Here is a 23969-nt window from a genome sequence, read left to right on the forward strand (position 1 = left end):
CCCGGGGGCGGACCGCACGACGGAGACGTATGTCCCGTTCTACCCTCTATGTCATGACCGAAATCGCGAGCCTTCGTATCTCCCATCCGCGGATCATGGTGCTCGGAGTGCAGCCGGCCCCGGCGCCGTTCCGCATCGTGGAAATCGACGGCGAGGTGGTCGGGGAGGCGCGGGCCGTCACCGACGTCCTGGAGATCGCCGCCGCGTTCGGCGTCACCGTCCACGACCTGGACGACCCGGACGTCGTGCGCTGGGTGGGCGGGGACAGGTACACCTGGGCGCCGCACTGACGACGGTCCGTCTCCTGTCCCGCGCCCGGCACGGTCACCGTCGCAGGCGCCGCTCCCGCGCGTGCACCGCACGGCTCACCCTGCGCCCCAGCAGCAGGTAACCGAGCAAAGCGCCCGTGGTGTTGAGGATGACGTCGTCGATGTCGAAGGCGCGCCCGGTCACCAGCGCGCCCTGGGCGAACTCCACCAGCAGCATGACCGCCGCCGTCAGCAGCAGCACCCGCAGCACCCCGCGCGCCCGGGGCGCGACGACCGGCACCAGGATCCCGAAGGGCACGCCGAGCAGGACGTTCCCGCCGATCTGTTTCACCGCGTCGCGCAGCGCGGGCTGGTCCAGGTAGGCCCGCAGCGAGTCGCCCGGATGCAGGTTGGTGTGCACGAGTTTCACGGAGGCGGGCGAGGGTTCCAGGGTGAGCCGGGCGAGCGCGACGGCGAACGCCACCATGAAGACGAAGGCGAACAGCATCGCCAGCAGCCGCAGAGGGAACGGCAACGGCCGCCGCTCGGCCCGCGACGACGACTTCGTCGTGTTCTTCGTGTTCTTCGTGTGTTTCGCGTTCTTCGGGGCGGCGGGCTTGGCGCTCTGCTTCGTCGGTTCGGTCGGGGGCGGGGCGGGCTTCTCCGGCTTGGCGGCGCGCGGGCGGAACAGGGTACGTGGACGTAAGGCGGCACGGGCCATGCGGTCCTCCGGTCTTCAACTTCCCTGTGTCGTCAGGAGATTCAGGTGCCGTAGGCCACCTTCACCTCCTTGAAGCCGAGGGAGCGCAGCAGCCCCTGGAGCATGCCCGTCGTGTTGGACTCGGCGCGCGCGGTCAGCTCGCTCTCCTTCGCCGCCTCGCCGATGTGCCGGACCGCGAGCTTCTGCACGGCCTGCTCACTGTTGGGGTTGTCCGAGAAGAGGTCGCCGAGGCGGTCGAGGAGACCGCGCTGCTTGGAGACGGCGTAGGAGCGGTCGGGGTCGAGCGCCGGTGTGCCGAGCAGGGCGTGCGGCAGCCGGAGCGTGGCCGAGGTGCGGTCGTCGTTGACCGTCACGTCCTTGTCGCCGACCTTGCCGAGGTCGACGTAGGCGTCCACGGTGCCCGCCCCGACGTACAGGGTGCGGGTGCCGCGGATCGCGTCGGGGAGGTACTTGGCGTTTTTCTCCAGATCCACGACGACCTGGAAGTTGCCGGAGGCGGCGTTGTAACGGCTCATGTCCTTGATGGACTTGAGCAGGGCGGGGCCCGAGCGGTCATGGGTCTCGGTGCCGAAGAAGTCGCGCAGCCCCGGCAGCAGGCTCAGCCGGATCCCGGCGAACATCACGACGAGCACGACCACGACGGCGGTGAGCACCTTGGCCCAGCCGGGCATCCGCCGAGGGATCCGCTGGGTGGGCTTGTCGGGCTTGATGGAAGTCGTCATGCGGACGGCCCTCCTTCCTCTACTGACCGGATGCCCGCCAATACCCTTGTCAGACCGCCTTGTTGACGACCTGTGACAGGAAGTCCGCGGCGGTCACGGACGATCACCGGCCCGCGCCGACCCGTTCACGTCCCCCGGTCACCCGTTCGGCCGATCCGACCGGCCGCACGGTCGCCCGGCGCTCCTGGGCATTCCCGGGCATTCCGGGGTACTTCTGAGGGTGGGGGAAACGGGTGTGGTCCGTAGCATGAGAGCTCCGCGCCTCCAGCCGGACATGATCAGCGAGGAGCCGATCGTGCGAGACATCTCCGTGTTCAGCGGCAGTGCCCATCCCGAGCTGGCCGCCGAGGTCTGTGCCCACCTCGGCGTCCCCCTGAGCCCCACCCGACTCAGCAGGTTCGCCAACGACTGCCTGGAGGTCCAGCTCCAGGCGAACTGCCGGGAACGGGACGTCTTCCTGGTCCAGCCGCTCGTCCGGCCCGTGCAGGAGCACCTCGTCGAGCTGCTGCTGATGTGCGACGCGGCGCGCGGGGCGTCGGCGGGCCGGATCACCGTCGTCATGCCGCACTACTCCTACGCCCGCTCCGACAAGAAGGACGCGCCCCGGATCTCCCTGGGCGGACGCCTGGTCGCCGACCTGATGGCGGCGGCCGGCGTGCACCGCGTCCTCGCCATGACCCTGCACTCGCCCCAGGTGCACGGTTTCTTCTCGATGCCCGTCGACCACCTGCACGCCCACCGGGAACTGGCCGCCCACTTCCGCCGCTACGACCTCACCCGCACCACCGTCGTCTCGCCGGACCTCGGCAACGCCAAGGAGGCCGCCGCCTTCGCCCGGATGATCGGCGCGCAGGTGGCGGCCGGCGCCAAGCAGCGGTACGCCGACGACCGGGTCAGCATCAGTGCCGTCATCGGCGAGGTCACCGGGCGGGACGTCATCGTCCTCGACGACGAGATCGCCAAGGGCAGTACCGTCCTCGAACTCCTGGACCGGCTACGGGAGTCGGAGCCGCGCTCGATACGCGTGGCGTGCACACACGGCCTGTTCGCGGACGGCGCCCTCAAACGGCTCGACGAGCAGCCCGACGTGCTGGAGATCGTATGCACCAACACCGTTCCGGTGCCCGTCGAGGAGCACACCGACAAACTGCGGATCCTGTCCATCGCGCCCGCCCTCGCGGAGGCCGTGCGCCGCATCCACAACGGCGAGTCCGTCAGCGCGCTGTTCGACGGGGCGCGCGGCGAATGGAGCGAGGAGACCGGAAGATCATGACGCGCCGGAGGTGCCGGCAGTGCCGGACGTGGCTTCGGGGCGGTCCAGGGCCGCGTCCAGGGTCGTGGCGGGCGGCAGCAGCCGCGTCAGTCCGGTGGCCCGCAGGATCCGCAGGGTGAGCGGATCGGCGCACACGAGGTGCAGTCGCCCGCCGTGGCCGAGGACCCGGCCGTGCGCCCGGTACCAGCCGCAGCCCGGAGCAGTCGAAGAACTCGATCCGGGTCAGGTCGATCACGATCCGCGGGGCGGGACCGGCCGTCGCGTCGTCGAGATGCGGGCCGATCTCCGTGGCCGCGACGATGTCGATCTCACCGCGGAACTCCAGCACCGTGTACCCCCGGTCCTCGCGGGCCAGCAGGTACGGAGTGTCCGCCGTGGGTTTCCACTGCACGACGTCATCGCCTCCCACCCGCTCCACCGGTCGGGAGCCTCCAACGGCCGGGGAGCACACAGCAGTTCCCCGCCCGAGCAAGTTACCCTCGATCGAGTGAATTCCAGCATGTTCGATTGACATATGTCTTCGAAATGCAACCCGCCGTGTGCGAAGGGGGTGGTCGGGGTCCTATGACAGCGCGTGCCACGCCTTGGAGAGGGCCGTGCGCAACTGCTCCGTCTGGTGGGCGGTGAGCTCCCGCACCATCCGTTCCTCCAGCTCCCGCACCGGCCCGGCGTGCCGGTCGAGCAGCTCGCGCCCCTCCTCGGTGAGCAGGATCAGCAGCTCGCGCCGGTTGCGCGGATTGCGCACCCGGCGGATCAGGCCGCGCCGCTCCAGGGTGCGCACCAGGTCGGCGATGGACTGGGCGGTGACGAAGGAGTCCCGCGCCAGTTGCGCGGCCGACAGGCCGTCGTGCCGCTCCAGTACCGTGAGAGCCGTGTACTGCAGCGCCGTGATCCCGGACGGTTTCACCAGCTCGTCCAGGTGCGATCGCGCGACCAGCTCCACCTGCTTCACCATGTAGAGCAGGGACGGAGGTGTCTTATGGGCCTGAGGTGCGGACGCTGCTGCCTTGGTTGTCTGGATGCCGACCATGGGCCCGAGCGTAGACCATTGACAGGAAACCTGTCTGTAATGAGACTGCGAACCAGCAGGAATCCTGTTGGTTGAAATCTTGGCGACGATGCTGAGGAGTGGTGATGACCACGTTCGAGATCGACCCCGGTCGACTGTTCATCGGGGGACAGTGGCGCGAGGCCGCGGACGGAGCGCGGACCGAGGTGGTCGACCCGTCCCGGGGCACGGTCGTCACCACCGTCGCGGAGGCGGGCGCCGCCGACGTGGACGCGGCCGTGCGGGCCGCGCGGGAGGCCTTCGACTCCGGACAGTGGTCCGGCCTCAGCGGCCGGGAGCGCGGCCGGATCCTGCTGCGGGTGGCGGAGCTGATCCGCGCCGAGGCCGACGAGATCGCCCGGCTGGAGAGCCTCGACGTCGGCAAGCCGATCACGCTGGCCCACGCGGTCGACGTCACCAACTCGGCCAACGACTACGAGTACTTCGCCTCCCTCGCCTTCACGCTGGAGGGCGCGAACCGCGACACGCCCATGAACGCCCTCGCCTACACCAAGCGCGGCCCGGTGGGTGTGGTCGCCGCGATCACCCCGTTCAACTTCCCGCTGATCCTCGCCGGTTCGAAGATCGCCCCGGCCCTCGCGGCCGGCAACACGGTCGTCCACAAGCCCGCCGACGAGACCCCGCTCAGCGCCCTGTACATGGCGGGACTGTTCCAGCGCGCCGGTGTCCCCGACGGCGTCGTGAACGTCGTCACCGGCGCCGGTCCGGTGGTCGGCGAGGCGCTGCTGCGCCACCCGGGCATCGACAAGATCGCCTTCACCGGCTCCACCGCGATCGGCCGGCACGCGGCGAGCATCGCGGGCGAGAACCTGAAGCCGGTCACCATGGAGCTCGGCGGCAACGCGGCGCACATCGTGTTCGAGGACGCCGACCTGGAGAAGGCCGTCGGCGCGGTCATCAAGGGCTTCGTCTTCAACTCGGGCCAGTTCTGCATGGGCGGCCCGCGCCTGCTGGTGGCCCGCCCGGTCTACAGCACCCTGCTGAACATCCTCGCCGACGCCGTCCCCGGCGTGCCGATCGGCGACCCGCGCGCGGTGGAGACCGTCATCGGCCCGATGGCGGGGGAGAAGCACCTGCGCAAGGTCGAGGAGTACGTTGACCTCGCCCGCAAGGAGGGCGCCCGCATCGTCTGCGGCGGTGAGCGCCTCGACCTCGACGGCGGCTACTATTACAAGCCCACCGTCATCGCCGACCTCGACAACGACTCCCGGGTCGTCCAGGAGGAGATCTTCGGCCCGGTCCTCACGGTGCAGCCCTTCGACACCGAGGACGAGGCCGTGGCCCTGGCCAACTCGACGCCGTACGGCCTGGCTTCGGGTGTCCAGACCGGCAACCTGGCCCGCGCCCACCGCGTCGCCGACCGCCTCCAGGCCGGCATCGTCTGGGTCAACGACTGGGCGATGCTCGACCCCTCGGTCCCCTTCGGCGGCGTCAAGGACTCCGGGTTCGGCCGCGAGTACGGCCCCGAGGCGCTCCACTCGTACACCAGGGTCAAGTCCGTCGTCGTCTCGCTCGACTGAGCACGTCGGCCCGTAAGTATGTGGCAATGCCCGTAGGAACCAAGGGAGTTCAACCGATGTCCACCACCACACGCGCCGCCGTCGTCGAGTCCGGCGGAGCGCCTTTCACCCTCTCCGACGTCGTCCTCGACGACCCCGCGCCGCACGAGGCGCTGGTCCGTCTGGTGGCGGCCGGGGTCTGTCACACCGACCTCGGTGTGGCGAGCGGCGGACTGCCGTTCCCGCTGCCCGGAGTCCTCGGCCACGAGGGCGCGGGCGTCGTGGAGGCGGTCGGTTCGGCCGTCACCGGGGTCGCGCCCGGCGATCACGTCGTGCTGTCCTTCACCTCGTGCGGCGACTGCCGCAACTGCCAGGGCGGCCACCCCGCCTACTGTGCGACCTGGCTGCCGCTGAACCTGCTCGGCGGCCGGCGTGCCGACGGCAGCAGCACCATCAGCCGGGACGGCGAGGACCTCGGCGGTCACTTCTTCGGCCAGTCGTCCTTCGCCGAGCGGGCGTTGGTCGACGAGCGCAGCCTCGTCAAGGTCGACCCGGACGTACCGCTGACGTCGATCGCCCCGCTGGGCTGCGGAGTCCAGACCGGTGTCGGCGCCGTGTGGAACGTGCTGAAGCCGGAGACCGGCAGCACGATCGTCGTCCTGGGCGCCGGTGCCGTCGGCCTGTCGGCGGTCATGGCGGCCGCGCTCAGCCCGGCCACCACGATCATCGCCGTCGACCGGGTCGCCGAACGCCTCGAACTGGCCAAGGAGTTGGGCGCTACCCACACCGTCGACGCCAGTGAGACCGCCCTCGGTGACGCCATCGCGCTGATCACCGGCGGGCAGGGCGCCGACGGCATCGTGGAGACCACGGGCAGCACGGCCGTCCTGCGCCAGGGCGTCGACGCGCTCGCCGCCCGCGGCACCCTCGTGGTCGTGGGCGCACCGCCCTTCGGTAGCGAAGTCGCCCTGGACGTCAACGGGTTGCTCGGTGGCAAGCGGGTCGTCGGCCTCACCCTCGGCGACGCCGAGACGCAGAGTTTCATCCCGGCGCTCGTCAAGCTCGTCAAGGAAGGGCGGCTCCCGCTGGACCGCCTGATCGGCACCTACGCGTTCGAGGACATCGACCTGGCGGTGCGGGACATGAAGGCGGGCAAGACCATCAAGCCCGTGCTCACTTTCTGACGACCCGTCAACCGGCCGTACCGCCGGGGCCTGCTCCCCGGCGGTACGGTCACCCGTGCCAGGCCCGGCCCGGCTCAGCGGCTCGCGTGCAGGACGACGAGTAACTGCCATACCTGGTCGGCGATCTCGCCGGGTGTGCCGTCGAGATCGCCGTGCAGCCAGTCCGCCAGCACCCCGCCGAAGGTGGCCGCGACGGCGGAGGCGATCAGGGGTGCGTCCGCCGCTCCCGCCCGCTGCCGCTCGCGCAGGCTGTAGGCCCGCAGGTCCCGGTGCAGCACCCGGCCCAGCGGGCCGCCGCCGCCCGGTGTGAGCAGGGCGCGGTACAGGGCGGTGTGCGGGGTCAGCGAGCCGAAGAACTCCGCCAGCGCGGCCGGCGCCCGTACCGGGTCCGGCCGCCCCGGCTGCCCCTGCCAGGCGTGCAGTGCCTCCACGGCCTCCCGGACGACGTCCGCGCAGGCGTCGACGGCGAGCGCCTCCAGGTCGGGGTAGTGCACGTAGAAGGTGGCCCGGCCGACGCCGGCGCGCCGCACCAGCGCGGCGACGCCGACCTCCTCCAGCGGCCGCTCCGCGCACTCCTGGAGCAGCGCGGCACGCAGCTTCGCCCGGGTGCGGGCCGCCCGCGGGTCCTCGGGCTCGCCGCGGGTCACTGCGCGATCAGGACGGCGGCCAGGGCGAGCGCGCCGGGCAGGGCCTGCGCGAACAGGATCCGACGGTTCGCCGTGGCCGCGCCGTACACGCCCGCGACGATCACGCAGGACAGGAAGAACACCTGCGCCCGGAACCCGGTCGGGTCGGCCGCGATCAGCCCCCACACCAGGCCCGCCGCGAGGAAGCCGTTGTAGAGCCCCTGGTTGCCGGCCATCGCGGCGGTCCGCTTGGCCATCTCCGCGTCCATGCCGTGGAACGCCATGCCCTGCTTCTTCTGCCACAGGAACATCTCCATCACCAGGATGTAGACATGCAGCGCGGCCACGAGCACGACCAGTATGTTCGCCAGGATTTCCATGGTCTCCCTCAACTTCTTGGACAGGTGTCCACCATAGCAGGACACCTGTCCAGGAAGTCCAGTCGCCGCCTCCGGGCCACACTGGAGGTATGACGCCAGTACCGGCACGTACCGTGAAGCAGCGCAAGATCGACACCCTCCATCGGCTGGAGCACGACATCGACGCGTGGGTCGCCACGGCCACCGAGGACAGTCCGGTGCCGTTCCTGGTTCCGCTCTCCTTCGTGTGGGACGGCGCGACCCTGCTCCTGGCCACCCCCGCCACCAGTCCCACCGGCCGCAACCTGCTGGCCACCGGTGTCGTGCGGGTCGGTGTCGGGCCGACCCGGGACGTCGTGATGATCGAGGGGACGGTCATGGCCGTGCCGCCCGCCGACCTGCCGGAGGAGGACGCCGAGATCTTCGCGGGCAAGACCGGCTTCGACCCACGCGAACTGGCCGCGCCCTACCTGTACTTCCGCGTCCTGCCGGGCCGCATCCAGGCCTGGCGCGAGGCCGACGAACTCCGGGGGCGGGAGCTGATGCGCGACGGTCGGTGGCTGGTGGCCGACTGAATCCGGGGTATCCGCAAGGTCCGGGGCCGGGACGCACCCGCCCCGGCCGGACCTCGCGGAGGAGAAGACGACATGGCATTGGTGAAGGCAGGCGTCGTGGTGCTCGACTGTGCCGAGCCCGAGAAACTCGCCGAGTTCTACAAGGGGCTGCTGGACGCCGAGGAGACCGACATCAGCGCCAACCGGGTGGAGATCCGGGGCGCCGACGGCACCCGGCTGGCCTTCCGGCGTGACGTGAACGCGACCCCGCCGAGCTGGCCGCGCCCCGAGAACGCGCTCCAGGCCCACCTGGACTTCCTCGTCGACGACCTCGACGAGGTGGAACGCCGGGTCGTGGGGCTGGGCGGCCGTCCCCTGGAGACCAAGGGCGCCCCCGGTCCCCAGGAGGAGCGGGGTTACGCCGACCCGTCCGGCCACTCCTTCACCCTGCGCCGCGAACCCTCCACGGCACCGAAACAGGGCTGAGGCGGAGGGGCGAGGCGCGATGCGGTGGGAGGCGCGAGAGAGCCCCGCCGCGACGGGGGAGCGCGGCGGGGCCTGACCTTCGAGTGCCCGGTGCGGATGGGTTCATGCGCGCCCGTGGCAGATATTTCTACGAGATCCTCGGAGGGATCCCGTCCGCTCAGGCGCCGGCGTCCGGCTCCACGACGAACACCGGTATCTCCCGGTCCGTCTTCTTCTGGTAATCGGCGTACGTCGGGAACGCGGCGACGGCGCGCTCCCACCACTCGGCCTTCTCCGCGCCGGTGACCTCCCGGGCCGTCATGTCCTGCTTCCGCGGCCCGTCCTGGAGCTCCACCTGAGGATCGGCGAGAACGTTGTGGTACCAGACGGGATGCTTCGGGGCCCCGCCCAGGGAGGCGACCAGGGCGTACCGGCCCTCGTGTTCGACCCGCATGAGCGGCGTCTTGCGGATCTTCCCGCTCTTCGCGCCCCGGGTCGTCAGCAGGATGACCGGCAGTCCCGTGTCCATCAGCGTCGTCGCCTCGGTGCCGCCGGAGCTCTCGTACCGCTCCACCTGTTCGCGCACCCACTGCGTCGGGCTGGGTTCGTACTCGCCTTCCAAAGGCATGACAACCGTCCCCTCTTCCTTGTCGTGTTGCGTCGTGACGCGTCGTGTCGACATGTCTTCGCGTCGCCGGATCGTCCGCCCGTGCGCTGGTCGGCTCGTGCGTGGCGCGTACGACGTCCGGCTCGCATTCCGCTTCAACACCGGTGCCCGCGTATTTCATCCATGCCGCGGCACACCTCGTGCGCCTACCTGACCATCCGTCCGGCCAGCACCGTCATCACGCCGCTCGACACGAGCGCCGTCACCAGCCGCCCCCGGCGACCGGTCAGCACCCGGCCCAGCAGCGCACCGCCCCCGGCGAGGAACACCTGCCAGCTCGCGGACGCGGCGAAGGCGGCCGTCACGAACACGCCTTGTTCCAGGGGTCGTTCGGAATCGGCGGCGCCGGTGCCGAGGACCAGTGCGGCGAAGTAGACCATGGTCGTCGGGTTGAGGAGGGTGATGCCGAGCAGGCTCAGGTAGGCCCGGGCCGGGCTCGGCGGGGGCGGCGCGGAGCGGGCGGTGGGCCGGTGGGCGCGGTGCAGGCGGATCGCCGTCGCCGCGCCCCGGGCCGCCAGCGCCAGCAGGACCAGGGCCGAGGCCCAGCGCAGCGGCGTCAGCACCGGCCGCAGCGCGGCGGCGACGGCCGCGCCGCCGACCGCGGCGAGCAGGGCGTAGAGCCCGTCCGCGGTGGCGACGCCGAGCGCGGCGCACACACCGGTGCGCAGGGAGGTGCGGGCGGTGAGGGAGACGAGGTAGGTCGCGACCGCGCCGACGGGCACGGCGATGCCGTAACCCGCGACCAGGCCCGCGACGAGCGCGGCCGTCACGGTCGCGCGGGATCGGGCCTCCGGCGTCGGCCGGGCTGCTGCTGCCGGACCCGCGCCACAAGGGCGACGGCGGACGGCAGCGGCAGGTGGGCATCGTGTGTGGACATGGCCGGATCCTGCGGGTGGCGAGCCGCCGTCGGCAACCGGTTTTCCTCGTTGTCCGCCCGCGTCCGTCGGCGACCTCGGACTAGTGCGTCGGAGCGAATGATTCCGGCCGGATCGCCTGAATCGTCGATCTGGCCGAACTGTGCGTCGCCATATAGATGCCCAGGGCATCTAATGAAGATCGGCGCGACGTACTCTTCGTCTGTGAGGTCATGCATGACTGACACAACCGGCACGGCAGAGATGACAGGGCTGACAGAGCCGGCGGGCGGGGCGGACGCCGCGCACGGACCGGCCTCCGTCGCCTTCCCGCAGGACCGCACCTGCCCCTACCACCCGCCCACCGCCTACGACCCCGTGCGCGACTCCCGTCCGCTGGCCCGCGCCACCCTCTACGACGGCAGCACCGCCTGGCTGGTCACCGGGCACGACGCGGCCCGCTCGCTGCTCTCCGACCCCCGCCTGTCGACCGACCGCACCCGCCCCGGCTACCCGGCGACCACGCCCCGCATCAAGGCCCTGCTGGACCGCCGGGCCGCGCTGCTCAATGTCGACGACCCCGAACACCACGCCCAGCGCCGCCTGTTGGTCGCGAACTTCACCCTCAAACGCGCCACCGCCATGCGCCCGGCGATCCAGCGGATCGTCGACGAGCGGATCGACGCGATGCTCGCGCAGGGACCGCCCGCCGAACTCGTGAGCGCCTTCGCGCTGCCCGTGCCGTCCACGGTGATCTGCGAACTGCTCGGCGTCCCGTACGCCGACCACGAGTTCTTCGAGGAGCAGTCCCGACGCCTGCTGCGCAGCCGCGAACCGGCGGACATCCGTGACGCGCGCGACCGACTCGACAGCTATCTCGGCGCGTTGATCGACCGCAAGCTGGTCGACCCGTCCGGCGACGGTGTCCTCGACGCGCTGGCCGACGTACAGGTGCGCGAGGGCACGGTGGACCGGGAGGAGGCGATCGCCCTGGCCACGATCCTGCTCGTCGCGGGCCACGAGACGACCGCCAACATGATCTCCCTCGGCACCTACACCCTGCTCCGGCACCCCGAGCGGCTGGCCGAACTGCGCGCCGACCCCTCGCTGTTGCCGACGGCCGTCGAGGAACTGATGCGGATGCTGTCCATCGCGGACGGGATGCTGCGGCAGGCCACCGAGGACATCGAGGTGGCCGGGACGACGATCCGGGCCGGCGAGGGCGTCGTCTTCGCGACCTCGGTCATCAACCGCGACGAGAGCGTCTACCCGGCCCCCAACACCCTCGACTGGCACCGCTCCGCCCGCCACCACGTGGCGTTCGGCTTCGGCGTCCACCAGTGCCTCGGCCAGAACCTGGCCCGCGCGGAACTGGAGATCGCCCTCGGCTCGCTCCTCGAACGGCTTCCCGGCCTGCGCCTCGCCATCCCGGCCGACGAGGTCCGCTTCAAGCCCGGCGACACCATCCAGGGGATGCTGGACCTCCCCGTGACCTGGTAAGAGGCTCCGCCATGCACATCGACATCGACACCCACGTCTGCATCGGCGCCGGCCAGTGCGCCCTGGCCGCCCCGAGCGTCTTCACCCAGGACGACGACGGCTTCAGCGCCCTCCTGCCCGGCCGGGAGGACGGCGGCGGCGACCCGATGATCCGGGAGGCCGCGCGGGCCTGCCCCGTGGGCGCCATCAAGGTGTCCGAAACGGCGGGTTGACCCCCGCCCCAGGGACACTTCTCAGCCGGCCGGCCGCCGCGCCGCCCCGCGCCCCGCCCCAGGGGCGGCGCGCCCGGCCGCCGTGGCAGGTTGAGTAGGGTTCCCCGGTGACCGAACAGGACGAACAGCCGCCCTTTCTCTACGTCGTCGTCTGCGCCGCCGGCATCGCCGCGGGCGTCGGCGAGCTGATCGCCGCCGCGCAGGAGCGGGGGTGGCAGGTCGGCGTCATCGCGACGCCCCTCGCCATGAACGGCTTCTTCGACACCGCGGCCGTCGAGGCGCAGACCGGACGCCCGATCCGCTTTGGGTGGCGGCGGCCCGGCGAGCCGCGGCCGTTTCCGCAGCCCGACGCGGTCGTCGTCGCCCCGGCCACCTTCAACACCGTCAACAAGTGGGCGGCCGGGATCGCCGACACCCTCGCCGTGGGCACCCTGTGCGAGGTCGCGGGCCTCGGCGTCCCCGTCGCGGTCCTGCCCTGCGTGAGCGCGACCCTCGCGGGCCACCCCGCCTACCAGGACAGCCTGATACGGCTGCGCGGGATGGGCGTCCGCCTCGGATCGCCCCACGATGGCGGGGAGGGCGCGGAGTTCGGCTGGGAACGGGCGCTGGACCTGCTCGGGTGACCGGTGCGCCGACGCCGTGAACCCGCTTGACCTCAGGCTCCCGGTCCGTTCCACTCGTGTCTTCTACACCGATTGTCAGGAGCGGCAACGATGCAGTACGTGAAGCTCGGTTCGACGGGTCTGGACGTGTCACGGATCAGCCTGGGCTGCATGACCTACGGGATCCCCGACCGGGGCGCGCACGCGTGGACGCTCGACGAGGAGGCGTCGCGTCCGCTCATCCGGCAGGCGCTGGAGGCGGGCGTCAACTTCCTGGACACCGCGAACGTCTACTCGGACGGCACCAGCGAGGAGATCGTCGGCAGGGCGCTGGGCGACTTCGCCCGCCGGGACGAGATCGTCCTCGCGACCAAGGTGTGCGGCCAGATGCGGCCCGGGCCCAACGGCGGCGGGCTGTCCCGCAAGGCGATCCTGTCCGAGATCGACCGCAGCCTCGGCCGCCTCGGCACCGACCACGTCGACCTGTACCAGATCCACCGTTTCGACCAGAACACCCCGGTCGAGGAGACCATGGAGGCGCTGCACGACCTGGTGAAGGCCGGCAAGGTCCGCTACCTCGGGGCGAGTTCGATGTACGCCTGGCAGTTCGCCAAGATGCAGCACACCGCCGAGCGGCACGGCTGGACGAAGTTCGTCTCCATGCAGAACCACTACAACCTCCTCTACCGAGAGGAGGAGCGCGAGATGCTGCCCCTGTGCGCGGACCAGGGCGTCGGCGTCCTGCCGTGGAGCCCGCTGGCCCGCGGCCGGCTCACCCGCGACTGGGGCACCGACACCGACCGCAGCGCCACGGACGAGTTCGGCGGCTCCCTCTACGCGGAGGGCGACCGCACCGTCGTCGAGGCGGTCACCCGCATCGCGGCCGACCGGGGCGTCCCCCGCGCGCAGGTGGCCCTCGCCTGGCTCCTGCACCAGCCCACGGTGACCGCCCCGATCATCGGAGCCGCCAAGCCCCACCACATCACGGACGCGGTGGCGGCGACCGAACTGGAGCTGACCGACAAGGAACTGGCGGAACTGGAACGCCCCTACGCTCCTCACCCGATCTCCGGTCACTGAACCGCCCACACGGGACGCGGGCGTTCGCGGGCGAGAGAGCGGGCGTTCGCGGGCGAGGCGGAATGCGGGGGCGATTACCGCCCCGAAAAGCACCTCAAAAGGACACCCATACCGTGACCGGTCCCCAGGGCGATCCCGGTTTGACGTTTCGTCAAAAACTATTCGGCGCGCACGCAATGCACGAAACCGCTGGATCTCTTGTTCCTCCTGGTCCGGCTGTGCGAAGGTGTGCTTGTCGGCGCACGGGCAAAATGTTCCCCTTCGTGCGCGCGAGGCACCCACCGAAGTTGTCGGAGGCGCCGAACCCCGTGCTGGTGGACCCCGCTTCGTGGGCGGGGTCACATACCAGATGGTATGGAATATATGCCGCACGTCCCCGGAAGGAATGCAGACCGTGAATGACGCAGGCCTGTCGAATTCCCCTTCGGCGCGCCGCTTCGACGCGACGGACGAACAGCTCAGCTCGGAGCTGAAGAAGTGGACGGGGGCGTCCCCCGCGCTGCACCCCGTCGGCGAGCTGCTGGACCGGCACTGGGAGGCCGCGTTCGCCTACGCACGGCTGTGCACCGACGGTGAGCGCGCGGCCGGCATGCTCACCACGGCCGCCTTCACCCGGCTGTTCGGCGAGACCCTGCGGCAGAACGGGCCGACGGCCGCGTGGCGCCCCCATCTGCTCGTCACCGTGCGCCGCGTCGCCGCCGAGTGGGACACCGACGGCCGCCGCGACCTGCTGCATCCCGCACTGCGCCCCGAGGGCGCGGACGCCGACCGGGCGGCCGCCCTGCTGCTGCCGCCCGTGCACCAGCGCATGCTGTCCCGGGCGTTCCAGCGACTGCCCGAGTCCGCCCGCTGCCTGCTGTGGCACACCGAGGTCGAGGCCGAACCGCTGGCCGTCCCGGCCGGGCTGCTGGGCCTGGACGAGGAAGGCGCCCGCGTCGAACTGCGCCGGGCCCGCGAGCGGCTGCGCGAGGAGTGCCTCCAGGTACACCGCGAACTCGCCCCCGACGACGAGTGCCACCGCTACCACCGGCTGCTGGACGCCACCTGCCGCCGCGGCGGCGTCGACCTCGACCCCGACCTGCGCCGCCACCTGGAGCGGTGCCGGCACTGCGCCCACACCGCCGACCAGTTGCGGCAGTTCGAGGGATTCCTCGGCGCAGCCCTGGCCGAGGGCATCCTCGGCTGGGCCGCCGCGGCCTACGTCGAGGTCAGGGTGGCCGGCGACGACAGCGCAGAGCGGGCCACCCAGCAGTTCCCGGCCTACACGGGCGAGGCCTTCGCCGACGGGCACCCCGCCACCGCGGTGCCCGGCACCGGCGGGACCGGCCACGCCCCGCTCGCCGGACTGCGGGCAGGAGCGTTCTCCCGGATCGGAGCGCGGGCCGACGCGCCCTCCCGCCCCGGCTCCGGGCCGGGCGCCGACCGCCCCGGATCGCGTCGTTCGGTCCAGAAGGCGGCCCGCCGGGCCGCCCGCCGCCGCAATCTCACCGCCGCTGTCCTGACCGTGAGCGGGCTGGTCGTCCTGCCGCTCGTGGTGTGGGCCGCCATCGGCTCCGGCGACGGAACCGGCACGACCGCGAGCGGCGACTCGGCGAACAACCCGGTCCCCGGGACGGACACGGCGACCTCCGACTCGTCCGTGATCGGCGCGGGCGAGGACACCCAGGGCATCCTGCGCGGCCGGCTGCACAACGCCGCCTCCGGGCTGTGCATCGCCGTCGTCGGCACCAAGCCCGTCAGCGGCGCCGAGACCGAACTCGCCGCCTGCTCCGCCGCGGTCGGCCAACAGTGGTCGTACGCGCCGGACGGGCTGCTGCGCAGCGCCGCCAACGCCGATCTGTGCCTCGACTCCGGCCTTGGCTTCTCGGTCCGGCTGGCGCCCTGCGCGGGCGCTTCCCAGCCCGACCCCAAGAACGTCCGGTACGACTTCACGCTCCAGGGCACGCTCGTCCCGCGCTCGGACCAGAACCTCGCGCTGGCGCCCGCCGCCACCGACGGGTCGGGCGCCCTCGTCCTGAAGAACCGGGTGGACAGCGCCGCGCAGCGCTGGGTGATCGACACCTCGAAGCCCGACGCGCAGATGCAGTTCGTCAACTGGGGCGCCGACGCCACCCCCTCGACCAAGCGGGCACCGGCCGCTGTCACACCGAAGACCGCCAAGCCCTCGGCGTCCGCGTCCAAGCCCAAGCCGAAGCCGTCCGCGACCCCGACGACCAAGCCGCAGGCCTTCCCCACGCCGAACAGCACGTCCTGCTCGTACTACTACTATTACTACTGCTCGCCGACCAGCCAGCCGACCGTCCCGCCCGGCTACGGGTACGGGTACGGCGGGACGTACGGCTACGGATACGGCACCGGCTACGCGGCAGCGCAGCCCTGACCCGGCCGGTCAGACGCCGATCACCAGCAGCGAGGCCCACAGGGCCACGACCGCCGGGATCAGCGCGGCCGGCACCGAGAGCAGGCCGAGGCGGGTGAACTCCCCGACCTCGACCCGCTCCTCGCGCGCCTGCACCACGCGCCGCCACAGCAGCGTCGCCAGCGATCCGGCGTACGTCAGGTTCGGGCCGATGTTCACCCCGAGCAGCACCGCGAGCACCGCCCCGGTCCCGGCCGGGGCGGCCAGCGGCACCAGGACCAGCACCGCGGGCAGGTTGTTGATCAGGTTCGACAGGACGGCGGCCAGCGCCGCGACGGCCAGCAGCGCGAGCAGGCCCGAGCCGTCGGGCAGGACGTGCCGCAGCGCGCCGGCGAGCCCGTTGTCGACCACCGCGCGCACCACGATCCCGAGCGCCAGCACGAACGCCAGGAACCCCGGCGCGGCGGCCCGCACCACGGCCACCGGCGTCACCCGCCGCCGCACCAGCGACCGCACGGCCATGACCAGCGCGCCCGCGAAGGCGGCCCACGCCGGTTCGACGCCGACCGCGGAGGCCACCACGAACCCGGCGAGCGTGCAGCCGACGGTGACCAGCGCGAACAGCGGAAGCTCGGGAGCCGGACCGTCGTCGGGGGTGGCTTCGGCGGTCGGCAGGTCGGCGGCGAAGAAACGCCGGAACACCAGGTACTCGGCGCCGATCGCGACCACCCAGGGCAGCGCCATCAGCGCGGCGAACCGCGTGAAGCTCAGCCCGCTCGCCGTGAACGCCAGCAGGTTGGTGAGGTTGGACACCGGCAGCAGCAGCGAGGCCGTGTTCGACAGGTGCGCGCACGCGTAGACGTGCGGCTTGGAACGCACCCCCATCCGGGCCGCGGTGGCGAACACCACCGGCGTCAGCAGCACCACGGTCGCGTCCAGACTGAGCACCGCCGTGACCACCGAGGCCAGCACGAACACGGCGACCAGCAGCCGCCGGGGGCGGCCCGCGGCACGGCGCGCCATCCACGCCCCGCACGCCGTGAACAGTCCCTCCACGTCGCACAGGTGGGCCAGCACCAGCACCGCCGCGAGGAAGCCGACGACCGGCCCGAGCCGCTCGGCCTCCGCCAGCGCGTGCTGCGGCGAGACCGCCCCGAGGACGACCGCCACGGCCGCCGCCGGAACGGCGACCACCGCCTCCGACCGCCCGGCGGGACGCAGCACGGCCCAGGTGAGAGCGGCGACGAGCAGGGCGACGGACAGCGTTTCGGCGAGCGGGGCGTTCAGGGGGGATCTCCGGGAGCGGGGGAAAGCGGGGGAAGCCGAGGAGGGAGGGGGGAGGCAAGGCAAGGAGACCCATGTAAACACGCGTGGGTAAGACCCCCGCCGGGCGGCCCCGCCCCGGCGGCCCGGCTCACTCCCCGTCGAACAGGTTCAGCTCCGCCCAGATCGTCTTGCCGTCGGGGGTGTGCCTGCTGCCCCAGCGCTGGGTGAGCTGGGCGACCAGCAGCAGGCCGCGGCCGCCCTCGTCCCAGGTCTTCGCCCGGCGCAGGTGCGGGGCGGTGTGGCTGTTGTCGGACACCTCGCAGATCAGCGTCGTCGCGTCGTGGATCAGCCGCAGCCGGATCGGGTGGGAGCCGTACCGGATGGCGTTGGTGACCAACTCGCTCACCACCAGCTCGGTCGTGAACGACGCGTCGCTCAGCTCCCAGTCGGCGAGCTGCCGCACCACCTGCTTGCGGATCGGCGCCACCAGCGACGGATCGGCGGGGATGTGCCAGGTCGCCACCTGGGAGGCGGGCAGGCCCCGGGTGCGGGCGAGCAGCAGGGCCACGTCGTCGGCGGCGCCGCCGGGCGGCAGCAGGGCGTGCAGGATGCCGTCGCAGGCCTCGTCCAGGGAGTCCGCGTGCGCCGCCAGGGCCCGGTTCAGCAGCCGGTGGGCGGCGTCCGCGTCCCGCTCGCGGGACTCGATCAGGCCGTCGGTGTAGAAGGCGAGCACACTGCCCTCGGCGAGCTCCAGCTCGGCCGACTCGAACGGCAGCCCGCCCACGCCCAGCGGCGGCCCGGCCGGCAGCTCCACCCGGCGGGGCGTGCCGCCCGGCCGCAGCAGCACGGGCTGGGGATGCCCGGCCCGCGCCAGCGTGCAGCGCCGCGACACCGGGTCGTACACCGCGTACAGGCAGGTCGCCCCGACCTCGCCCGGGCTGCCCTCGCCGCCGGCCTCCTCGGACAGCCGGACGACCAGGTCGTCGAGGTGGGTGAGCAGCTCGTCGGGGGCGAGGTCGATGTCGGCGAGGGTGCGCACGGCGGTGCGCAGCCGGCCCATGGTGGCCGAGGCCTGCACGCCGTGCCCGACCACGTCCCCCACCACCATGGCGACCCGCATCCCGGACAGCGGGATCACGTCGAACCAGTCGCCGCCCACCCCGGCGCGGGCGGCCGGCAGATAGCGGGAGGCGGCGTCGACGGCGGCGGTGCGCGGCAGGGTGCGCGGGAGCAGGCTGCGCTGCAGGGCGAGGGCGGTCTCGCGCTCGCGGGAGAACCGGCGGGCGTTGTCGATGCAGACGGCGGCCCGGGCGGTGATCTCCTCGGCCAGCAGCACGTCGTCCGGGGCGAACGGGTCGGGGCGGCGGAACCGGGTGAGGACGGCGACGCCGAGCGTCACGCCCCGCGCCCGGATCGGCACGGACATCGTGGAGTGGATGCCGATCTCCCGCACCCGCGCGCGGCGTGCCGGGTCCCAGGTGAGCCACGCGTCCAGCCCGCCTTCCCGCACCGAGCCGACGATGGTGTGCCCCGCGACCAGCGAGTCGGCCTGCGGCGACCCTGCCGGGTAGTTCTGCGCCTCCCCGGGCTTGGCCACCGCCTCCGGGTTGCCCGGGTTGACCGAGTGGTGCGCGGCGCGCCGCAGGCTCAGCGGCGGGACGAACCGGCTCGGCAGGTCCCCGGCGTCCTGCGGGTCGAGCAGGTCGACGCTGACGAAGTCGGCGAGCGCGGGCACGCAGACCTCCGCCAGCTCCTGGGCGGTGCGGCCGACGTCGAGGGTGGTGCCGATACGCACGCTCGCCTCGTTGACCAACTGGAGCCGCTGGCGGGCGAGGTAGTTGTCGGTGAAGTCGTGCGCAGCCAGGCACACGCCCCGCACCCGGCCGGCGGCGTCGGTGACCGGCGCCAGACGGGCCAGCCAGGCGTGCGCCCGGGTCTCGCCGCCGGTCTGCGCGTACATCTGCACGTCGTGCGGCCGGCCGGTGGTGAGCACACGCAGCATGTGCTGTTCGAGGTCCGTGCTCTGCGGCCCGCCGCCGATCTCGGAGATCCGCAACCCCTGGATCCGCTCCTCGGGCAGCCCGATCACGTCACCCATCGCCTCGTTGACGCGGCGCAGCCGCAGGCGTTCGTCGTAGACCGCGACGGCACACGGCGACTGGACCAGCGCCGCCGTGGCGAGCGCGTCGTCGGGGGTGCCGCGGTCGCCGTCGGCCAGCGGGGCGACGACGAGCCAGTGCCCGGGCCTTCCGCTGCCCGGCGGAGTGTGGTGGGCGAGCAGCCACAGCCGTACCGGACGGCCGTCTCGGTGGCGCAAAGTGACCGTTCCGTCCCAGCGGGGGCCGGCGGGGACGGGTGCCGCGACGGCGAGCAGGTCGGTGGCGGGCCGGCCGACGACGTCGGCCGGGGACCAGCCGAGCAGGGTGCGGGCGCCGTCGTTCCACTCGATGAGCGTGCCGGTGTCGTCGACCACAGCGCGGGCTGTCGCGGCCTCGTCGAACGGGTACTCCGGGCTCATCTCGGCACTCCATCGCGGGCACTCACAGTGAACGGACGCGTCACTTCCGTGCCAGCCTAGTCCGTCCGGCTCGCGCGCGGACGGGAACCCCCATGGGCCGAGACGACAGCGTTGTCGCGCCGGGGTCAAGGGGTAAAACCGGCCTAAGTCGCCCGCCGGGGTACGGAGCGCCCGCGGGGCGGGAGGGCCGAGGGGAGGACTCTTCCGGACCCTTGACGGGCACGTATGGCCCGGCGTCAGATTCTGTTTGTTAACGATCAGTTGTGAGTACTTCTGGTTCCTGATGAGGGAGAGCCGACCATGACGGTCACTCGCAGATCGATCCTTCTCGCCTCCGCGGCCGCACCGGCCGCCGGAGCGCTCCTCGGCACCCCGGCCGCACAGGCCGCCGGCGCCACCGCGAGCGCCCCCGGCCGCCGCACGGTCGCGCTGCGCGACGGCTGGCGCTTCGCGCTGGTCAACCCGGGCGGCATCACCGACCCGACCGGGCAGTACGCGGACGCTGCCGCCCCCGGCTACGACGACTCGGCCTGGCGCGAGGTCGCCGTCCCGCACGACTGGAGCATCGAGCAGACCCCCACCACCCAGCACGGCACGACCAGCGGCACCGGCTTCTTCCCCGGCGGCCTGGGCTGGTACCGCCTCGCCTTCACCCTGCCGCCCGCGCAGACCGGCCGGCGGATCTCGGTCGAGTTCGACGGCGTCTACATGGACTCGTACGTCTACTGCAACGGCACCGAGGTCGGCCGCCACCCCTACGGCTACACCGGCTTCGCCTTCGACCTCACCGACCTGCTGCACACCGACGGGACCACCGAGAACGTGATCGCGGTGAAGGTGCAGAACCGGCTGCCCAGCAGCCGCTGGTACTCCGGCAGCGGCATCTACCGCGAGGCCCGCCTGGTCGTCACCGACCCGGTGCACGTGGCCCGCTGGGGCACGTACGTCACCACGCCCGAGGTCACCGACGAACGGGCCGTCGTCCGGGTCGCGACCACCGTCCTGAACGCGTCCGGCGCGGACGCGGACGAGGGCGCTGGCGTCGAGGTCGAGGTCGTCTCGCGGATCCTCGCCCCGAACGGCCGCCCGGTCGCCCGTACGTCCTCCACGGTCGCCGTCGCCGACCGGGCCACCGAGACCCACGAACTCACCGTGGCCGATCCGCAGCGCTGGGACTTCACGGCCCCGCACCGCTACACCCTGGAGACCGAACTGCGCGTCGGGGGCCGGGTCACCGACACCTACCGCACGCCCTTCGGCATCCGCACCTTCCGCTTCGACCCCGACGAGGGCTTCCACCTCAACGGCGTCCACGCCAAGATCAAGGGCGTCGACCTCCACCACGACCTGGGCGCCCTCGGCGCGGCGGTCAGCGTCGACGCGATCCGCCGACAGATGACGACCATGAAGTCGATGGGCGTCAACGCCTTCCGCACCTCCCACAACCCGCCGTCCCCGGAGATGATCGGGGTCTGCGAGGAACTGGGCATCGTGATGCTGGTGGAGGCCTTCGACTGCTGGAGGACCGGCAAGTCGCGGTACGACTACGGGCGGTTTTTCGACGAGTGGTGCGAACGCGACGCCACCGAGATGGTGCTCGCGGCCCGCAACTCGCCCGCCGTCCTGCTGTGGTCCATCGGCAACGAGATCACCGACTCCACCGCCACCGCCGGCCTCGCCATGGCGGACCGCATCATCGCCGCGATCCGGGCGGCGGACGACACCCGGCCGCTCATCATCGGCTCGGACAAGTACCGCACGCCGCCCGCCAAGGGCTCCGCCGCCGACCTGATGCTCGCCAAGCTGGACGGCCTCGGCCTGAACTACAACACCGCCACGTCGGTGGACGTCCTGCACGCGACCTACCCGCACCTGTTCCTTTTCGAGTCCGAGTCGTCGTCGGAGACCTCGACCCGCGGCACCTACCAGGAGCCCGAGCACCTCAACACCGGCGAGAACCACACGCCGGGCAGGCGGGCCACCTCGTCCTACGACAACAACCTCGCCTCCTGGACGATGAGCGGCGAGTACGGCCACAAGAAGGACCGCGACCGGAAGTGGTTCGCCGGGCAGTTCCTGTGGTCCGGCATCGACTACCTCGGCGAGCCCACCCCGTACAACGTCTTCCCGGTGAAGGCGTCCTTCTTCGGCGCGGTCGACACGGCCGGTTTCCCGAAGGACATGTACCACCTCTTCCGCAGCCAGTGGGTCGACGAGCCGATGGTCCATCTGCTGCCGACGACCTGGAACCACCAGCCGGGCGACACGGTCGAGGTGTGGGCGTACGCCAACGTCGACACCGTGGAGTTGTACCTCAACGGAAAGTCCCTGGGCGTCCGGACGTTCGACACGAAGAAGACCGTCGACGGCCGCGTCTACCTGGAGACCACCGAGGCCACCGGCGACGACAAGACCTTCACCACCGGCCCCTACCCCGGCAGTTACACCAGCCCGGGCGGCAGCGCGGGCAAACTGCATCTGACGTGGCACGTGCCGTACGCCCCCGGCGAGTTGAAGGCGGTGGCCCGGCGGGGCGGCCGGACGGTCGCCACCGACGTCCTGCGCACGGCCGGCGCCGCGCACGCCGTACGCCTCACCGCGGACCGTAAGTCCCTCGCGGCGGACGGGCGTTCACTGGTCTTCGTCACCGCCGACGTGGTCGACGCGCACGGCACCGTGGTGCCCGACGCCGAGCACCTCATCTCCTTCGAGGTGACCGGCGGCTCCCTCGCCGGCCTCGACAACGGGCGCGAGGAGAGCGCCGAGCGCTACCAGGCCAGTACGCGCACCGCCTTCCACGGCAAGGCCCTCGCCATCGTGCGGTCCGGCACCGAGGCGGGCGCCCTGAAGGTGACCGCGCGGGTGGACGGTCTGCGCACGGGCACGGTGACCGTGCGCACCACGCCCGCCCGCTCGGCGGCGACCACCCCGGCCGCCGCGTTCGCCCCCGAGGCCCCGGCGCCCGTGAACTACCCGTACGCGGACGCCAGTTACTCCGGCCGCCCGGACACCCTGCCCGCCGCCCTGCTGGACGGCGACCCGGCCACCGGCTGGTCCAACGCCTTCGCCAAGGCGGCCACCGCCCTGCTGCCCGCCTTCGGCGTGGCCCGGCCGGCGGACTGGGTGTCGGTGGATTACGGGCGCACCCGGGACTTCGACCGCGCGGAGGTGTCCTTCACGGTCGACGCCACGCACAGCCTGCCCGCGTCCGTCGAGGCCGAGGTCTGGGACGGCGAACGGTACGTGCCGGTCACCGGGACGGCCGTCGCCTGGGCCACCGCCTCGGACACGCCGACGGCCCTCACCTTCGACCCGGTACGCGGCTCCCGGCTCCGCCTGAAACTGACCAGCGGCGCACCCGGCACGACCCAAGGGGCGCTCCGCATCACCAGGTTGGAGTCATGACCGTCTGATCGGCTGACCAGTTCACCGGTTGTGGATGGTGTGGATGGTGTGGATGGTGTGGTGCTCGGGCCGGGACCTACCGGCCTGGGCACCGCCCCGCCCGTGCGCACCGACTCCCGGCAGTTCCTGCCTCCTCCCCGCCGTGCCTGCCCCTCCCCGCCGTGCCTCAGCCCGCGTCCGCCGCCTCGAACGTCACCTTCGCCGTGTCCACCGTGCCCGCGCTGCGGCCGGGCGCGCGCTGCCCCGACCAGTACAGGTTGGTGTGGGCTATCACCTGCTCCGGAGCGGGAGCGCCGTACGCGGTGAGGTCCTCCGTGGTGTGGGCGTCGGCGACCAGCGTCACGTCGTACCCCCGCACCAGAGCGCCGTGCAGCGTCGAGCGGACGCACGCGTCGGTCTGCGCCCCCGTGACCACGAGCCGGCCCACCCCGCGCTCGGCGAGCACCGCCTCCAGCTCGGTGTCCTCGAAGGAGTCCCGGTAGGTCTTGTGGACGAGGGGCTCGGAGTCGAGGCGGACCAGCTCGTCGACGTACTGCCAGTCCTCGCTGCCGCTTTCCAGGTCGTCGTCCGAGTGCTGCACCCAGATCACCGGCACCTCCTGCGCGCGGGCCGACTCGATCAGGGTGTCGATGTTCGCGATCACCTCGTCGCGCCGGGGCGCGCCCGCCACCACGCCCTTCTGGACGTCGATGACGAGCAGGGCGGTGCGGGGCCGGTCGGGCAGGGTCGTCATGCATGCCTCCTGTGAGTCCACGGACCAACCACACTAGAACCCACCACTGACAA

22 protein-coding genes and 1 pseudogene are annotated in these 23969 nt (G+C 72.1%); 12 read left to right on the forward strand and 11 right to left on the reverse strand.

Annotated elements, in window-relative coordinates; genetic code table 11:
- The first annotated feature begins 53 nt into the window (after positions 1 to 53).
- On the forward strand, positions 54 to 290 hold the full coding sequence (locus BMZ82_RS01780) for a hypothetical protein (RefSeq protein WP_093770827.1): 237 nt from the start codon (positions 54 to 56) through the stop codon (positions 288 to 290).
- Between the two features lie 34 nt (positions 291 to 324).
- Here the strand turns inward: BMZ82_RS01780 and BMZ82_RS01785 are convergent, their stop codons facing one another.
- Both BMZ82_RS01785 and BMZ82_RS01790 read right to left on the reverse strand, forming a co-directional pair.
- Positions 325 to 969 (reverse strand): VanZ family protein, encoded by a 645-nt coding sequence (locus BMZ82_RS01785; protein WP_177244333.1) that lies wholly within the window; start codon positions 967 to 969, stop codon positions 325 to 327.
- A gap of 41 nt (positions 970 to 1010) precedes the next feature.
- On the reverse strand, positions 1011 to 1691 hold the full coding sequence (locus BMZ82_RS01790) for a DUF4230 domain-containing protein (RefSeq protein ID WP_093770829.1): 681 nt from the start codon (positions 1689 to 1691) through the stop codon (positions 1011 to 1013).
- Positions 1692 to 1986: 295 nt separating this feature from the next.
- Between BMZ82_RS01790 and BMZ82_RS01795 the strand changes: the two genes are divergently transcribed.
- Entirely contained in the window at positions 1987 to 2964 is a 978-nt protein-coding gene (locus BMZ82_RS01795) for a ribose-phosphate diphosphokinase (RefSeq protein ID WP_093771131.1), read from the forward strand.
- Here BMZ82_RS01795 and BMZ82_RS01800 read toward each other — a convergent pair.
- Both BMZ82_RS01800 and BMZ82_RS01805 read right to left on the reverse strand, forming a co-directional pair.
- A pseudogene (locus BMZ82_RS01800) lies at positions 2959 to 3355 on the reverse strand (anti-sigma factor antagonist). The gene BMZ82_RS01795 and the pseudogene BMZ82_RS01800 overlap by 6 nt on opposite strands.
- Positions 3356 to 3526: 171 nt before the next feature.
- Entirely contained in the window at positions 3527 to 3919 is a 393-nt protein-coding gene (locus BMZ82_RS01805) for a MarR family winged helix-turn-helix transcriptional regulator (RefSeq protein ID WP_177244334.1), read from the reverse strand.
- A 179-nt stretch (positions 3920 to 4098) separates the two neighbouring features.
- Here BMZ82_RS01805 and BMZ82_RS01810 point away from each other — a divergent pair, with 179 nt between their 5' ends.
- Both BMZ82_RS01810 and BMZ82_RS01815 read left to right on the forward strand, forming a co-directional pair.
- Positions 4099 to 5553, forward strand: a complete 1455-nt coding sequence (locus tag BMZ82_RS01810) for an aldehyde dehydrogenase family protein (protein WP_093770833.1) — start codon at positions 4099 to 4101, stop codon at positions 5551 to 5553.
- Between the two features lie 56 nt (positions 5554 to 5609).
- Positions 5610 to 6716, forward strand: coding sequence for an NAD(P)-dependent alcohol dehydrogenase (locus BMZ82_RS01815; protein WP_093770835.1), 1107 nt, complete (start codon positions 5610 to 5612; stop codon positions 6714 to 6716).
- A 74-nt stretch (positions 6717 to 6790) separates the two neighbouring features.
- On the opposite strand, the gene BMZ82_RS01820 is transcribed toward BMZ82_RS01815, so the two are convergent.
- Positions 6791 to 7363: a TetR/AcrR family transcriptional regulator gene (locus BMZ82_RS01820; RefSeq protein WP_093770837.1), complete on the reverse strand. Its 573-nt coding sequence runs from the start codon at positions 7361 to 7363 to the stop codon at positions 6791 to 6793.
- Positions 7360 to 7722, reverse strand: a complete 363-nt coding sequence (locus tag BMZ82_RS01825; RefSeq protein WP_093770839.1) for a DUF1304 domain-containing protein — start codon at positions 7720 to 7722, stop codon at positions 7360 to 7362. Before BMZ82_RS01825 ends, BMZ82_RS01820 begins: the two co-directional genes overlap by 4 nt.
- Before the next feature lie 89 nt (positions 7723 to 7811).
- Between BMZ82_RS01825 and BMZ82_RS01830 the strand changes: the two genes are divergently transcribed.
- Together BMZ82_RS01830 and BMZ82_RS01835 are read left to right on the forward strand one after the other, a co-directional pair.
- Positions 7812 to 8276 (forward strand): pyridoxamine 5'-phosphate oxidase, encoded by a 465-nt coding sequence (locus BMZ82_RS01830; RefSeq protein WP_093770841.1) that lies wholly within the window; start codon positions 7812 to 7814, stop codon positions 8274 to 8276.
- Between the two features lie 72 nt (positions 8277 to 8348).
- Positions 8349 to 8741, forward strand: coding sequence for a VOC family protein (locus BMZ82_RS01835; RefSeq protein WP_093770843.1), 393 nt, complete (start codon positions 8349 to 8351; stop codon positions 8739 to 8741).
- Between the two features lie 157 nt (positions 8742 to 8898).
- Here the strand turns inward: BMZ82_RS01835 and BMZ82_RS01840 are convergent, their stop codons facing one another.
- Complete coding sequence (locus tag BMZ82_RS01840; RefSeq protein ID WP_093770845.1) at positions 8899 to 9348, reverse strand: nitroreductase family deazaflavin-dependent oxidoreductase; 450 nt, start codon at positions 9346 to 9348, stop codon at positions 8899 to 8901.
- 185 nt (positions 9349 to 9533) lie between these two features.
- Positions 9534 to 10157, reverse strand: coding sequence for a LysE family transporter (locus tag BMZ82_RS01845; protein ID WP_093770847.1), 624 nt, complete (start codon positions 10155 to 10157; stop codon positions 9534 to 9536).
- A gap of 348 nt (positions 10158 to 10505) precedes the next feature.
- On the opposite strand from BMZ82_RS01845, the gene BMZ82_RS01850 reads away from it, so the two are divergent.
- The 5 genes from BMZ82_RS01850 (at position 10506) to BMZ82_RS01870 (ending at position 16015) form a co-directional block, all read left to right on the forward strand.
- Positions 10506 to 11741 carry a cytochrome P450 gene (locus tag BMZ82_RS01850; protein WP_093770849.1) on the forward strand — a complete coding sequence of 412 codons (1236 nt, stop codon included), beginning with the start codon at positions 10506 to 10508 and terminating at the stop codon, positions 11739 to 11741.
- An 11-nt stretch (positions 11742 to 11752) separates the two neighbouring features.
- Positions 11753 to 11953: a ferredoxin gene (locus tag BMZ82_RS01855; protein WP_093770851.1), complete on the forward strand. Its 201-nt coding sequence runs from the start codon at positions 11753 to 11755 to the stop codon at positions 11951 to 11953.
- Positions 11954 to 12060: 107 nt separating this feature from the next.
- The gene (locus tag BMZ82_RS01860) at positions 12061 to 12576 is read left to right on the forward strand and encodes a flavoprotein (RefSeq protein ID WP_093770853.1); all 516 of its coding nucleotides are present in this window, start codon (positions 12061 to 12063) and stop codon (positions 12574 to 12576) included.
- Between the two features lie 90 nt (positions 12577 to 12666).
- Entirely contained in the window at positions 12667 to 13635 is a 969-nt protein-coding gene (locus BMZ82_RS01865; protein WP_093770855.1) for an aldo/keto reductase, read from the forward strand.
- A 385-nt stretch (positions 13636 to 14020) separates the two neighbouring features.
- Positions 14021 to 16015, forward strand: coding sequence for an RICIN domain-containing protein (locus BMZ82_RS01870; RefSeq protein WP_093770857.1), 1995 nt, complete (start codon positions 14021 to 14023; stop codon positions 16013 to 16015).
- A gap of 9 nt (positions 16016 to 16024) precedes the next feature.
- Here BMZ82_RS01870 and BMZ82_RS01875 read toward each other — a convergent pair whose 3' ends face one another.
- On the reverse strand, positions 16025 to 17281 hold the full coding sequence (locus BMZ82_RS01875; protein WP_093771133.1) for an SLC13 family permease: 1257 nt from the start codon (positions 17279 to 17281) through the stop codon (positions 16025 to 16027).
- Between the two features lie 127 nt (positions 17282 to 17408).
- The gene (locus BMZ82_RS01880; RefSeq protein WP_093770859.1) at positions 17409 to 19778 is read right to left on the reverse strand and encodes a SpoIIE family protein phosphatase; all 2370 of its coding nucleotides are present in this window, start codon (positions 19776 to 19778) and stop codon (positions 17409 to 17411) included.
- Positions 19779 to 20078: 300 nt separating this feature from the next.
- Between BMZ82_RS01880 and BMZ82_RS01885 the strand changes: the two genes are divergently transcribed.
- On the forward strand, positions 20079 to 23183 hold the full coding sequence (locus BMZ82_RS01885) for a glycoside hydrolase family 2 TIM barrel-domain containing protein (RefSeq protein ID WP_093770861.1): 3105 nt from the start codon (positions 20079 to 20081) through the stop codon (positions 23181 to 23183).
- 166 nt (positions 23184 to 23349) lie between these two features.
- Here BMZ82_RS01885 and BMZ82_RS01890 read toward each other — a convergent pair whose 3' ends face one another.
- A complete protein-coding gene (locus tag BMZ82_RS01890; protein WP_093770863.1) occupies positions 23350 to 23916 on the reverse strand; it encodes a cysteine hydrolase family protein in 567 nt (188 codons plus the stop codon).
- Positions 23917 to 23969: the final 53 nt, after the last annotated feature.

The sequence above is a fragment of the Streptomyces sp. yr375 genome (assembly GCF_900110755.1).
Lineage (GTDB): Bacteria > Actinomycetota > Actinomycetes > Streptomycetales > Streptomycetaceae > Streptomyces.